The organism is Bradyrhizobium sp. BR 10261, from assembly GCF_019455395.1.
Lineage (GTDB): Bacteria > Pseudomonadota > Alphaproteobacteria > Rhizobiales > Xanthobacteraceae > Bradyrhizobium > Bradyrhizobium manausense.
This window is the reverse complement of the sequence record NZ_JACOFQ010000012.1, coordinates 180,953-194,484: the sequence shown is the minus strand read 5'-3', so window position 1 is coordinate 194,484 and position 13,532 is coordinate 180,953. Positions and strand designations below refer to the sequence as shown.

The 13,532-nt window shown below is 64.0% G+C and carries 12 protein-coding genes; 6 read left to right on the top strand and 6 right to left on the bottom strand.

Going from position 1 to position 13,532, the window contains the following annotated elements:
• Nucleotides 1–95 precede the first annotated feature (95 nt).
• The 4 genes from HYH07_RS16750 (at nucleotide 96) to HYH07_RS16735 (ending at nucleotide 4,671) form a co-directional block, all read left to right on the top strand.
• On the top strand, nucleotides 96–398 hold the full coding sequence (locus tag HYH07_RS16750; protein WP_220003512.1) for a DUF485 domain-containing protein: 303 nt from the start codon (nucleotides 96–98) through the stop codon (nucleotides 396–398).
• Nucleotides 395–2,086, top strand: coding sequence for a cation acetate symporter (locus tag HYH07_RS16745; RefSeq protein WP_220003511.1), 1,692 nt, complete (start codon nucleotides 395–397; stop codon nucleotides 2,084–2,086). Before HYH07_RS16750 ends, HYH07_RS16745 begins: the two co-directional genes overlap by 4 nt.
• 109 nt (nucleotides 2,087–2,195) lie before the next feature.
• Entirely contained in the window at nucleotides 2,196–3,998 is a 1,803-nt protein-coding gene (locus HYH07_RS16740; protein WP_220003510.1) for a putative nucleotidyltransferase substrate binding domain-containing protein, read from the top strand.
• A gap of 1 nt (nucleotide 3,999) precedes the next feature.
• Nucleotides 4,000–4,671 carry a 3'-5' exonuclease gene (locus HYH07_RS16735; protein WP_220003509.1) on the top strand — a complete coding sequence of 224 codons (672 nt, stop codon included), beginning with the start codon at nucleotides 4,000–4,002 and terminating at the stop codon, nucleotides 4,669–4,671.
• 102 nt (nucleotides 4,672–4,773) lie between these two features.
• Here the strand turns inward: HYH07_RS16735 and HYH07_RS16730 are convergent, their stop codons facing one another.
• The 3 genes from HYH07_RS16730 to HYH07_RS16720 all read right to left on the bottom strand — a co-directional run bounded on the left by HYH07_RS16730 (nucleotide 4,774) and on the right by HYH07_RS16720 (nucleotide 7,337).
• Complete coding sequence (locus HYH07_RS16730) at nucleotides 4,774–6,639, bottom strand: ABC-F family ATP-binding cassette domain-containing protein (protein ID WP_220003508.1); 1,866 nt, start codon at nucleotides 6,637–6,639, stop codon at nucleotides 4,774–4,776.
• A gap of 46 nt (nucleotides 6,640–6,685) precedes the next feature.
• Nucleotides 6,686–6,859: a hypothetical protein gene (locus HYH07_RS16725; RefSeq protein ID WP_220003507.1), complete on the bottom strand. Its 174-nt coding sequence runs from the start codon at nucleotides 6,857–6,859 to the stop codon at nucleotides 6,686–6,688.
• A gap of 223 nt (nucleotides 6,860–7,082) precedes the next feature.
• Nucleotides 7,083–7,337: a sulfur globule protein precursor gene (locus tag HYH07_RS16720; protein WP_220003506.1), complete on the bottom strand. Its 255-nt coding sequence runs from the start codon at nucleotides 7,335–7,337 to the stop codon at nucleotides 7,083–7,085.
• A gap of 322 nt (nucleotides 7,338–7,659) precedes the next feature.
• Here HYH07_RS16720 and ndk point away from each other — a divergent pair, with 322 nt between their 5' ends.
• Nucleotides 7,660–8,082, top strand: a complete 423-nt coding sequence (gene ndk, locus HYH07_RS16715) for a nucleoside-diphosphate kinase (protein WP_057757894.1) — start codon at nucleotides 7,660–7,662, stop codon at nucleotides 8,080–8,082.
• A gap of 34 nt (nucleotides 8,083–8,116) precedes the next feature.
• Nucleotides 8,117–8,977, top strand: a complete 861-nt coding sequence (locus HYH07_RS16710) for a TerC family protein (RefSeq protein ID WP_220003505.1) — start codon at nucleotides 8,117–8,119, stop codon at nucleotides 8,975–8,977.
• A gap of 4 nt (nucleotides 8,978–8,981) precedes the next feature.
• On the opposite strand, the gene HYH07_RS16705 is transcribed toward HYH07_RS16710, so the two are convergent.
• The 3 genes from HYH07_RS16705 to HYH07_RS16695 are packed head-to-tail and all read right to left on the bottom strand — an operon-like array spanning nucleotide 8,982 to nucleotide 13,438.
• Nucleotides 8,982–9,293, bottom strand: a complete 312-nt coding sequence (locus tag HYH07_RS16705; RefSeq protein ID WP_220003504.1) for a DUF3240 family protein — start codon at nucleotides 9,291–9,293, stop codon at nucleotides 8,982–8,984.
• Nucleotides 9,290–12,364 (bottom strand): efflux RND transporter permease subunit, encoded by a 3,075-nt coding sequence (locus tag HYH07_RS16700; RefSeq protein ID WP_220003503.1) that lies wholly within the window; start codon nucleotides 12,362–12,364, stop codon nucleotides 9,290–9,292. The genes HYH07_RS16705 and HYH07_RS16700 overlap by 4 nt, the downstream gene beginning before the upstream one ends.
• Complete coding sequence (locus HYH07_RS16695; protein ID WP_228749600.1) at nucleotides 12,365–13,438, bottom strand: efflux RND transporter periplasmic adaptor subunit; 1,074 nt, start codon at nucleotides 13,436–13,438, stop codon at nucleotides 12,365–12,367.
• Nucleotides 13,439–13,532 lie beyond the last annotated feature (94 nt).

Below are 13,532 nucleotides of genomic sequence, written 5' to 3'. Positions count from 1 at the left end.
CGTGCGGCCGCCAGTGCAGGCTGGGACGGCTACCCCGAGAGAAGGGGCTGCCATCATGGCAAGACATTTCAGAGGATCATCCAGGGGTCATTGACGTGAGCAACCTCGCAAAGATTGAACGCGATCCGAATTACCAGGAGCTCGTACGCCGGCGCTCGTCGCTGGGCTGGCTGCTGTCGGCGGTCATGCTTGTCATCTATTTCGGCTTCATCCTGCTGGTGGCCTACGCTCCGAAGTTTCTGGGAATACCGCTGGGCAGCGGCGTGACGACGATCGGTATTCCGATCGGACTGTCCGTCATCGTGCTCGCCTTCGTGCTGACGGGAATCTACGTCCGTCAGGCCAATTCCAGCTACGACGTACTCATCCGCAAGATCGTCGAGGAGAACCGCTCGTGAAGAGATTCGCCTTTCTATCGGTCATTTTGCTCGCAAGCGTGCCCACCATCGCGCTCGCGGCCGGCGCCGTCGAGGGCGGCACGAAGCAGGCGACCAACTGGTCGGCCATCGGCATGTTCGTCGGATTCGTCGGCCTGACGCTCGCCATCACTTATTGGGCCGCCAAACGGACCGCGTCGGCTGCAGATTTCTACTCGGCCGGCGGCGGCATCACGGGATTCCAGAACGGACTTGCGATCGCGGGCGACTACATGTCGGCGGCCTCGTTCCTCGGCATATCCGGTCTCGTCTACACCTCGGGCTACGACGGCCTGATCTACTCGGTCGGCTGGCTGGTGGGATGGCCGATCGTCACCTTTCTGATCGCCGAGCAGTTGCGCAATCTCGGAAAGTTCACCTTTGCCGACGTCACGTCGTTTCGGCTCGGGCAGACCGAGATCCGGATCCTGGCGGCGTGCGGCTCGCTGGTGACCGTTGCATTCTACCTCATCGCGCAGATGGTCGGGGCCGGCAAGCTGATCCAGCTGTTGTTCGGTCTCGACTATTGGATCGCGGTCGTCCTGGTCGGCGGCCTGATGATGATCTACGTGACGTTCGGTGGAATGAAAGCGACGACGTGGGTGCAGATCATCAAGGCGGTGCTGTTGCTCTCGGGGGCGACGTTCATGGCCGGGGCCGTCCTCTACAAGTTCGGGTTCAGCCCGGAAGCCCTGTTCACCAAGGCAACCGAGGTGCATCCCAAGAAACTCGCGATCATGGAGCCGGGCACCCTCATCTCCAACCCGCTCTCGGCTATCTCACTCGGCCTGGCGCTGATGTTCGGAACGGCGGGCCTGCCGCACATCCTGATGCGCTTCTTCACCGTGAAGGACGCCCAGGCTGCCCGCAAGTCGGTGTTCTACGCCACCGGTTTCATCGGCTACTTCTATATCCTGACCTTCATCATCGGCTTTGGCGCAATCACGCTGGTTTCGACCGACGCGATGTTCCTGGACGGCAGCATCCTCGAGAAGACCAAGAGCGGAATCGCGGCGATCAAGGGCGGCTCCAACATGGCGGCGATCCACCTCGCGAACGCCGTGGGCGGCAACCTGTTCCTTGGCTTCATCTCGGCAGTTGCCTTCGCCACCATCCTTGCCGTCGTATCGGGGCTGGCTCTGGCGGGGGCATCGTCCATCAGCCACGATCTCTACGGCATGGTGATCAAGGGCGGGAACGCGAATGAGCAGGACGAGATCCGCGTGTCGAAGATCGCGACACTGGTGCTCGGCGTGCTTGCGATCTTCCTCGGCATCGTGTTCGAGAACCAGAACGTCGCCTTCATGGTCGGCCTTGCCTTCGCGATCGCGGCCTCCTGCAATTTCCCTGTGCTGGTGATGTCGATCTTCTGGAAGGGACTGACGACGCGGGGAGCGGTGATCGGCGGCTTCCTCGGTCTGGTCAGCGCGGTCGTCGGCGTGGTGCTCTCGCCGGCGGTCTGGGAGGTGACGCTCGGTTTCGCCAAGGGCTCGGCTCCGATCAAGCTGGACAATCCGGCGCTGTTCTCGATGGCCATCGCCTTCGCGGGGATCTGGCTGGTCTCGATGCTGGATCGCAGCAAGCGTGCCGCGGTCGACCGCGATGGCTTCGATGCGCAATATGTCCGGTCCCAGACCGGTATCGGAGCGGCTTCAGCGACGGCTCACTGAACGAGGGTTCGAGGACATTGCTTCGACACCGGCGGGTCAGTTGCCTGCCGGTGCGACTGGATGGTCAATCGCCGGGTCCTCAGGTCGTCCGCAGCTTCGGAAGGTCGAAATGCCCAAGGCATTCGATATCGGCAACCCGCCGTTCGATCGTCTGACGCCGAACGAGGCCGAGACGTTGCGGTCCGCGCTCGACATCGCCTACTTCAGCCCGGGAGAAGCGATCATCAGGCGCGACGCTCCGGCGGAGGCGCTCTATGTCGTGATCAAAGGCATCGTCGAGGAGCGGAGCGAGGTCGACCTGCTCGCATTGCTCGGCCCCAAGGACACGTTCGACAGCCGCGCGCTCGTTCACGATCATAACGGCCACCAGTTTTTCGCTCGCGACGAGACGCTCTGCTATGTCATCCCCCGGAAGGTCGCTCTCGATCTGATCAGGGCCAATCCACGCTTTGCCGCGTTCTTCTACCGCGAGATATCCCGGAAGCTGGACGAACTCGCCAACGACGAGGAGGCGCGACGTTACGGCTCGTTGATGCACGCCAAGGTCGGCGACTTGTTCCTGCATCCGCCGGTGTTTCTGGCGGCCAGCGACACGATCGAGACCGCCGGACACCTGATGCGCGAGATCAACAGCAATGCGCTGTTCGTCCGGGACGGCGAGCGGGTCGGCATCATCACCGGCATGAATCTGTCCAAGGCCGTGGTGCTGGGGCGCCAGTCCATCCAGACGGCGGTGGGCACGCTCGCGAATTACGACATCGTGTCCCTGCGACGCGACGATTTCGTGTCCTCGGCTCTCTTGCTGATGACCAAGCACAACAAGCGGCGGCTTGCCGTGCGCGAGGATGAGGATTTCGTCGGGATTCTGGAGGAGATCGACCTGCTGGGATTTCTGGCAGGAAGCGCCCAGGTCACGGCCGGCCGCATCGATCGTGCCTCAAGCCGGCAGGACCTTGCCACCGCGGCGCGCGAGATCGAGACGCAAACGCGCGTGCTGCGGCGGCAAGGGGTCAAGGTGGAGGTCATTGCGGAGATCGTCTCCGATCTCAACCGCCGCCTGCTGTTGCGGGTATTTGACATGGTCGCGCCGGCGAAGCTGCGCACTGGCAGCTGTCTGATCGTGATGGGAAGCGAGGGGCGGGGGGAGCAGACCGTACGGACCGATCAGGACAACGGCCTCATCCTGGCCGGCCCGGTGCAGGGTGAAATCCTGGACGCGTTCCGTCACGACTTCTTCGACGCTCTTCAGAGCTTCGGCTTTCCACCGTGTCCTGGCGACATCATGGTGCGCAATCCGGCCTGGTCCAGGCCGCTCTCCGACTATCTCGCAGATCTGCGCCGCTGGATCGTGCTTCCCGACCAGGCCGGGCACATGAATGTGGCCATCATCTACGATGCGCAGGCGATCGCGGGCGATGAACAACTCCTGGACGACGCCAAGTCGGCGCTGATCGATATGACCCGGGGCGAGCAGGCGTTCATGGCCCACTTTGCGCGCGCGGTCGACGCGTTCGAGACGCCGATCGGCCTCTTCAACAATTTGATCACGTCCGAGGGTACGGGGGACGCGCTCGACCTCAAGAAAGGTGGCATCTTTCCGATCGTGCACGGCATTCGCAGCCTGGCGCTCGGACAGGGGCTGCGCGAGACCTCCACCGACAAGCGCATCTCTCGGCTCTGTGACCTCGGGGTGCTGCAAGCGGACTTTGGACGCGACCTGAAGCAGGCCTTCCGGTTCCTGCTGATGCTTCGGCTCGACGGCCAACTGGCCGCCTCCGCCGGGGCATCGGGGACGCTGGTGCGACCGTCGCACCTGTCCAGCATGGAACGCCACCTCCTGCGTGACGCACTCCAGGTGGTGAAGAGGTTTCGCGAGATCGTCGGTCATCATTTCAAGCTCGGCATGTTCTAGAATGCTGCCTCGCGCGATCAAGCGACTGTTGCACCAGGCCACCCTGAGCGACCAATCCTACCGCTTCATGTTCGGCCGTGCCCCTGACGACGAGTTCGTCGTCATCGATTGCGAGACCACGGGTCTCAACGTACGAACGGACGACGTTGTCGCGATCGCCGCGATCAAGATCCGTGGCAATCGGATTTTGACCAGCGCGCGTTTCGAAGCCATCATCCATCCCGACAGGGAGCTCGGAGCGGAGGCGATCAGGATTCACCATCTGCGCCGGTCCGACGTCGAAGCCGCGCCGATCGTCTGGAAGGTGCTGCCGAGCCTTCTGCATTTCATCGGGCCGCGCCCGCTGATCGGCTACTATGTCGACTTCGATATCGCCATGCTGGACAAGTACATCCTGCCGCTGGTGGGAATTGAGCTGCCCAACGAACGCATCGAAGTGTCGCGGCTTTATTACGACCGCAAATACGGCGACGCGCCGCCCAACACCTCGGTCGATCTGTCATTCGCCGCGATGCTGGGCGACCTCGGCATTCCGCCGCTCGGACAGCATGATGCGTTCAACGACGCATTGATGACGGCGATGATGTTCGTGCAGTTGCGCGACCTGACCCGGCGCGGCGTGCGCATCCCGCGCCAACGTACCAGCCCGGTCTTCAACCCGACCGGGGCTTGATCGAGGCTCTGTGCGGGAGCCGATTGCCCAACAATTACAAATGGGATCAGTTAGGGTATCGTGACACCTGTACTGTGCATGGGGTTGTTTCGCAGTTTTGCTCTAGCTCGCCGCCTCGTCGAACTGCGCGCTCGCCTCGAGCCATTGCTCTTCCGCGCGCGCCAGCGCGTCGGCGGCGTTGGCGCGGGCCTTCGACAATTGCGCGGCCTGCTTGGGATCCCGCGTGAAAATGTCGGGGAGGGCGAGCGCCGTGTCGATCTTGGCGATGATCTCGGTGACGCGGGCGATCTCGGCCTCGGCCTCCGCGATGCGTTTCTTCAGCGAGCCGCGATTGTCCGATTTTGCACGCTGCGGCTTTTCGATTTGAGCGCTGCGCTCGCGCGCGGGGGCTTCCGCATTGCGCGCGGATAGCACCAGGCGGCGATATTCGTCGAGGTCGCCGTCGTAAGTGGCCACGGTGCGGTCAGCGACGATCCAGAGCTGGTCGGCGCAGGCCTCGATCAGATAGCGGTCGTGCGAGACCATGATGATCGCGCCGGGAAACTCGTTGATGGCTTCGGCGAGAGCAGCGCGGCTGTCGATGTCGAGATGGTTGGTCGGCTCGTCCAGGATGATCATGTTGGGGCCGAAGAAGGTGGCGAGCCCCAGCAGCAGCCGCGCCTTCTCGCCGCCCGAGAGCTTTCCCGCCTTGGTGTCGGCGGCCTTGCCGGAAAAGCCGATCGCGCCGGCGCGGGCGCGCACCTTGGCCTCGGGCGCATCGTTCCCCATCAGCTTGCGGACGTGATCGTAAGTCGAGGCGTCCTCGTTCAGCTCGTCGAGCTGATGCTGCGCGAAATAGGCGATCGACAGCTTGTCGGCGCGCGTCACCTTGCCGGAGAAGGGGGCAAGCCGAGCGGCGAGCAGCTTGACCAGCGTCGACTTGCCGTTGCCGTTGGCGCCTAACAGCGCGATGCGATCGTCATTGTCGATGCGCAGCGTCACGCGGGTGAGCACCGGCATGGCGGGATCGTAACCGACGGACACGTTGTCGACGGCGATGATCGGCGGCGACAGCAATCTCTCAGGAGCCGGAAAGGTGATCTCGCGCACGTCCTCGGTCACCAGCGCCGTGATCGGCTTCAGCCGCTCCAGCATTTTCACGCGAGACTGCGCCTGACGCGCCTTCGACGCCTTGGCCTTGAAACGGTCGACGAAGGCCTGCAGGCGGGCGCGTTCGGCCTCCTGCCGCTTGACGGCCTTGGCATCGAGCAGCTCGCGCGCGGCGCGCTGCTCCTCGAAAGAGGAATAGGTGCCCTTGTAGAGCGTGAGCTTGCCGCGCTCCAGATGCAGGATCTGGTCGACCGAACTTTCCAGGAGGTCGCGGTCATGGCTGATCACGATCACCGTGCGCGGATAATGCGCGAGATGGTCCTCCAGCCACAGCGTTCCTTCGAGGTCGAGATAGTTGGTGGGCTCGTCGAGCAGCAACAGGTCGGGAGCCGCGAACAGCGTCGCGGCGAGCGCGACGCGCATGCGCCAGCCGCCGGAGAATTCGGCGCAGGGACGCAGCTGGTCCGCGGCGGAAAAGCCGAGGCCCGAGAGAATCGCGGCGGCGCGACTCGGCGCCGAATGGGCGTCGATGTCGACGAGCCGGGTCTGGATCTCGGCAATCCGGTGCGGATCGGTGGCGGTGTCGGCCTCTGCGAGCAGCGCTTCGCGCTCGATGTCGGCCTTGAGCACCACCGAGATCAGGCTTTCCGGTCCGTTCGGGGCTTCCTGCGCTAGGCTGCCGACGCGCCAGCGCGGCGGCAGGGTCACCGAGCCGTGCTCGGCCGAAAGCTCGCCGCGGATCACCTTGAACAGCGTCGATTTGCCGGTGCCGTTGCGCCCAACCATGCCGACACGCGCGCCGGGCGTGATCTGCACGGAGCTGCTGTCAATCAGGAGGCGTCCGGCGAGACGGACGGAGAGGTCGGTGATGGTGAGCATGCGGCCTTGTCACCGCAGGCGGGATCAAACGCAACCCGATTTTTCGTCAATGCGTATCGAGGTCGCGCTTCCTCAGCTCGTTCAAAAGCTGCTCGAGATGGGTCGGGAGCCGCGACTCGGGCCGGAGGCTCTGCTGAAGCCGCTCGCCCACGGCATCGCAGATCGAGCGGCTGGTGCGCCGGTCGATCTGTTCGCTGTCATTGGCAAGAAGGGCAGCCATCTCGGAGTTCCCAGTATTTAAAGTAACGACACCCTACCAAGTCATTGGCCCCCAAATTGTTTCGCCAGGCCTCGGGGATGACTGGCCTTCTAGTAAAAATTGTATGAATTCGCTGTATCTGCCCAAAAAAGATAAGGCCCCGGCGGGGGACACCGGGGCCTCTCCTTGGAAGGTACCGCAGGGGGGAACAGTACCTCACGTATTCAGAAATGTGCTGTCGGGCTCAGTAGCAGCGGTTGATCAGCCGCCAGCGGGGTCCCCAGGGGGTCGGGACCAGCCGGCGCACATAGCAGCCGCCATAGCCGTAGGAGACAGGGGCATAGGCATAAAAGCGCGGTCCGCCCCAGCCCCAGCCGTGATGCCAGCCGCCGCCATGCCAGCCCCAGCCGCCATGCCAGTGAGCGGAGGCGGAGGTGGGAGCGAGCGCGGCACCCAGGGCGACCGCGGCGACTGCAGCGAGCGAAAGTTTCCTCAACATGATGATCTCCTCAAAACTGCCGGCGCGGGGCTATCGCGTCGATGGAAAGGCCGCCGAAACGATGCGCCTCGGCAAGGAGGCTTTGGTTTCGATGGCGCTGACGATACGCCAGCGAGGCTGAACCAAACCCTGACAGCGCCTTCAGATTGGGTTCATCTGGGTGAAATCGTTGTAATCCATGCTGGAATCCGGCCGGGGTTCAGCCCCTCGTCTGGGGCGAAGCGGCCGTGAGGCGGATCCGCCACTCGCTTGCCGGATCGCGAAGGCGCCGATATAAGCCCCGCAACTCCGAACCACCCTTTTTCTCTTCAAGGACAAGATCATGGCCATCGAACGCACTTTCTCGATCATCAAGCCCGACGCCACCGCACGTAACCTGACCGGCGCCGTGAACGCCGTGATCGAGAAGGCGGGCCTGCGCATCGTCGCGCAGAAGCGCATCCGCATGACCAAGGAACAGGCCGAGACCTTCTACGCCGTCCACAAGTCCCGCCCGTTCTTCGGCGAGCTCGTCGAGTTCATGACCTCGGGCCCGGTCGTCGTTCAGGTGCTGGAAGGCGAGAACGCCGTCGCCAAGTACCGCGACGTCATGGGCGCTACCGATCCGTCCAAGGCGGCCGACGGCACCATCCGCAAGCTCTACGCCAAGTCGATCGGCGAGAACTCGGCTCACGGCTCGGATGCTCCGGAGACCGCCGCGATCGAGATCGCGCAGTTCTTCTCGGGCAACGAGATCGTCGGCTAACCAGCCGGCAGGTTAAGTCGACAGGGGACTCATTGTGAACTGGCTCGGGCAGATCTTCGATCCCGCCACGATCGGGGCATTCTTCACCCAGTTCCGCAATGAGATGGCCGAGCCGACCTTCTGGATCGCGGTCGGCAAGATCATCTGGATCAACGTCCTGCTCTCCGGCGACAACGCGCTGGTGATCGCGCTTGCCTGCCGCGGCCTCAAGCCGCGGCACCGGCTGTGGGGCATGGTGCTCGGCGCCGGCGCCGCGGTGCTGCTGCGGATCATCTTCACCGGCATCGTCGCCAGCCTGATGGCGCTGCCGTATCTGAAGTTGGTCGGCGGCCTCGCACTGATCGTGATCGCGGCCAAGCTGGTGGTGCCTGACAACGAGGACGAGGACGTCGAGTCCGCCTCGCATCTGTGGCAGGCGGTGCAGATCGTCGTCGTCGCCGACATCATCATGAGTCTTGACAATGTCATCGCGGTCGCCGCCGCCGCCAATGGCAGCGTGCCGCTGCTGGTGCTCGGTCTCGCCATCTCGGTGCCGCTGATTGTCGCAGGCGCTGCGCTGATCATGGCGCTGCTCGCAAAACTGCCGATCCTGGTGTGGGCCGGCGCGGCGCTGCTCGGCTGGATCGCCGGTGAGGTGATCGCGACCGATCCCGGGGTAGAGCCGAAGCTGCATTCGCTCTCCGAAGGTCCGTTCGGAGCCTCGCTGGACCGGATGCTCGGCACTCTGCATATCCCGCCGCAATTCACCCACGGCGGCGATAGCGCTGAATATCTCTGCGCCGCCCTCGGCGTCGTCGTCGTGCTGCTGGTCGGCGCGATCTGGCGCCGGCGCAGCCTGCAGGCCGCTGCGCTCGAAGCCTCCGAGGCACACGCCAAGGCGTCGGCCGAAGGCTGATTGTTCAGTCGATCTTGCCGAATTCCGTCACGGGCATCGCCCAGTAAACAAGCTTGGCGCCGGCAAACGAAACCCCGAGCCGCTCGAGCAGGCGGGTGGCGTCGTTCCGCGCCAGTATGACCTGCACCATGGCTTGATCGGCGTGGCCTTGGACGCGTTCAGCGGCCGTGTGCAGTTGGACTTCGCCGCCGTGGCCGGCCACGTGGGAGGCGGTGAAGCCCGAGACAAGGTCGATTTGTTCGGCGAGATAGTCGAACACCTCCTCACGGAGCCGATGCGGCACGATCAGTGTGAGGCAGACCGGCTGATCGGTCATTTGGCCACCTTCGAGGTGCCGCCGTAGCGGCGATACAGGATCGGCAGAAGGATCAAGGTCAGTACCGTGGAGGACAACAGCCCTCCGATGACGACGACAGCAAGCGGTCGCTGAACTTCCGATCCCGGACCCGAGGCAAACAGCAGCGGAATCAAGCCGAGCGCCGTGATGCTCGCGGTCATCAGCACCGGCCGAAGCCTGCGCATGGCGCCTTCCACCACGATACGATGCTCGCTCAGGCCGTGGGCACGCAGTTGATTGAAGTAGGAGACCAGCACGACACCGTTGAGGACGGCAATTCCGAGCAGTGCGATGAATCCGACCGAGGCGGGTACCGACAGGTACTCACCCGTGGCGACTAGCGCGAACACGCCGCCGATCAGGGCGAAGGGAATGTTCACGAGCACGAGCAAGGCCTGGCGGATGGCGCCGAACGTCGTGAAGAGCAGGACGAAGATCAGACCGATCGCCACAGGGACGACCACCGACAGGCGGGCAGAGGCACGTTGCTGGTTCTCGAACTGTCCGCCCCACGTCAATCGATAGCCGTCCGGAAGCGGGAGTTCCGCCGCAACCTTCTGGCGGGCCGCTTCGACGAAGCCGACCATGTCACGGCCCCGGATGTTGGCCCGGACGACGCTCATCCGGGCGCCATCTTCGCGGTCGATCTTGACCGGGCCGTCCACGCGTTGAATTCGAGCAACCTGCGACAGCGCGACGTGCTGTCCCGATGCGAGCGTCAGCGGAAGGCTCGCGAGCAGGGTCGGCGCCTCCCGAGTGGTGTTGCTGCCGCGGACGAGAATGGGGGTACGGCGTCCCTCCTCGAGCGCGGTGCCGATCGTTCGCCCCTCGATTTGGGTGCGGAGCGAGTTGGCAATGGCGTCAACCGTCAGGCCGAGACGTCCGGCCTCCATTCGATTGACGGAAACCGTGTAGTACTGAGCGCCTTCGTTGAGCGTGGTGTAGACGTCCTCGGCACCGTCGATGCCGGACAGGATGGCCGACAGCTTCGCCGCAGTTTCGTTCAGCTTGGCGATGTCAGGACCGAAGATCTTGACCGCTACGTCGCCACGCACGCCGCTGATCATCTCCTGCACGCGCATGTCGATCGGTTGGGTGAAGCTGAGCGAGATGCCCGGAAAGCCGGAGAGAACCTCGCGCAGCTTCTGCAGCAGGGCTTCTCGATCGTCGGTCTGTCGCTCGGCCGCAGGCTTTAGCACGAGGAACGTATCGGTCTGGTTGGGCCCCATGGGGTCGAGACCTAGCTCGTCGGATCCAGTCCGTGCGACGATCCCGGCAATATCAGGCGCTGCGAGGAGCGCACTCTGCAGTCTTCTGTTCATGGCAAGCGATTCGTCGAGATTGACGGAGGGAAGCGTCTCCACGCTGACGATGACGTCGCCCTCGTCCATCGTCGGCATGAAGGTCTTGCCGAGCCTTGCATAGGCAAAGCCCGCGGCGAGTAGGGCGACCAGCGCTGCACTCATCACCTTGCGCTCGTTGCGCAAGGCCCAGTCGAGCGCCGGCGCATAGACGCGCTGGGCCGCGCGAACGACCAGGGGATCGCGATGTGAGGCAGATTTGAGCAGGAAGGACGTCGCGACAGGAATCACCGTCAGCGCCAGCAGCAGCGAGCTCGCGAGCGCGAAAATGATCGCCAGCGCGACAGGGATGAACAGCTTCCCTTCAAGGCCCTGGAGCGTCAGCAGGGGAACGAACACGATGATGATGATGAGGACGCCCGAGGCCACCGGCTCCAGCACTTCGCAAACCGATCGGTAGATCAGATGGATCAGCGGCGCCGTCTTGCCGGGTTCGTGCTTGCCGAGGTTGCCGACGATGTTCTCGACCACGACGACGAGCGCGTCGATCAACATGCCGATCGCGATCGCAAGTCCGCCGAGGCTCATCAGGTTGGCGGACATCCCCACCACTCGCATGACGATCAGCGCAATGACGATGGCGAGCGGCAGGCTGAGGGCGATCACCAGCGAGGCCCGCCAGTTACCGAGGAAAAGCAGCAGGAGCACGATGACGAGAGCGGTGGCCTCGCCAAGGGCCCGCACAACGGTTCCCACCGCTCGATCGACCAGGCGGCTGCGGTCGTAGAACACGTTGATCGAAACGCTCTTTGGCAGCGAGGGTTGCAGCTCCGCAAGGCGGGCCCGCACGTCGCGGACGAGCTGGCCTGCGTTGGCGCCGCGCAAACCGAGCACCAGTCCCTCGACGGTTTCGCCGCGCCCGTTCGAGGTGACTGCACCATAGCGTGTCAGCGTCCCGACTTTGACGCTCGCGACGTCGTTGACGAGGATCGGGACGCCATCGCGCGTGTCCACGACAATGGCCTTGATATCCTCGATCGAACGGATGCTGCCTTCGATCCGAACCAGGGCGCTGTCCTCGCCCTGGTTCACCCGTCCGGCGCCGTCGTTGCGGCTGTTGGATTCGATCGCCCGGCGAAACAGGTCGTAGGAAATGCCCCGCGCGGCCAGCGCGTCGACGCGCGGAATGATCTCGAACGCGCGAACGTAACCGCCGAGCGCGTTGACGTCCGCAACGCCGGGGACGGTGCGCAGGGCTGGTCGGATCACCCAGTCGAGCAGGGTGCGGCGCTCAGCGAGCGAGAGCTCGTCGCTGTCGATCGTGAACATGAACATTTCGCCGAGAGGGCTCGTGATCGGGGCAAGGCCGCCACTCACCCCGTCCGGGAAATCGCGCGAGATGTTCGATAGGCGTTCCGAAACCTGGTTGCGCGCCCAGTAGATGTCGGTGCCGTCTTCGAAATCGACGGTAATGTCGGCCAGCGCGTATTTCGTGGTCGAACGCAGGATCTTCTTGTTCGGCAATCCGAGCAGTTCGAGTTCGACGGGCACCGTGATGCGTTGCTCAACCTCTTCGGGGGTAAGGCCGGGCGCCTTCATGATGATCTTGACCTGGACGGGCGAGACGTCGGGAAACGCGTCGATCGGCAGGCCGGGTAACAGGACGGCACCGGACCCGATCAGCAGCAGCACGCTCAGCACGACGAACAGCCGCTGCGAAAGCGCGAAAGCGACCAGCCGCCGGAGCATTTATTGCCCCAGTCCCGACAGAATGCCGCGGAGCGCCGAGATGCCGCCGATCGCGATCTCGTCGCGGTCGGTGATCAGGCCGGATATCACGACATGGTCCTGGTCTTCAGCCAGCAGAGTGACCGGAACGAGCCGGAAGCCGCCGTCGAAAGCGACGAATACCGACGTCTGCTCACCGCGCCGGACGAGGCCGGGATAAGGAATCTCCCAGGCGCTTTCGCCGGCGGAGAGAAAGCCGATACGAGCCGCAGTCGTCTGGCCGGGATGCAACGCGCCGTCATTGGCGACTTCCGCACGAACCAGGATGGTCTGAGTGGCGGGATCTATCGTCTCCGAGACCAGCACGACCTTGCCGGGCGTTGGATAGCCCTCGATCTCGACCTTCGCGCCGGTGCGGATCGCTCGAATGCTTGCAGCGGGAACCGCGATTTCGGCCCAGAGCGGTGAGAGCCGCGCAAGCTTGACCAGAGGCGCGGATTGTTCGAGCCGCTGCCCAGGCGATACTACGAGATCGACCACGGATGCGGTCTGTGGTGCGTTGACCGTCAGCGTGGCGCTGATCGCGGTCTCTTCGACCAGCCGCGCAATGGCCTCGTCGGACATTCCGCTCAGGCGCAGCATCTGCCGACGTTCGGCGACCACGAGCGTGGCCTGACGGGCTTCGGCCTGGCTCGCCTCAAGCACGCGTTGCGGCACGGCCTTGCCGTCGAACAGATCCATGTTGCGTTTGAGCTGCTGGGTTGCCAGTTGCTCCTGCGCGATCGCGTGCAGGTAGTCGCGCTGCTGAGAGACGAAGCTTGGACTTTCCAGGATGACCAACGGCTGGCCAGCCGAGATGCGATCGCCGCGGCCAACCAGGAGGCTGGCGACCATGCCGGCCACGGGCGCGCTGACGACCCATAATTGCGGCGTGGGGATCACGATCTGGACGGGGTAGGGCAGAGTCAGGTCAGTTCGGCTCGCGATCGGATGAGCGACGCGCACGCCAAGATTTCGCGCCTGCGGCTCGCTCAGCTTGACTTCATCCTGCGCTCCAAACCCCGGAGGCGAAAAGCCAATGGCGAACGCAAACATGACCCAGGCAGCCATTTTCCGACCGCGGGTCGGCAGGCGAAGCTCATATTTGAGTTGCATGGCAGAAGCGGTCCGAAACAACGTGGCGGCACGT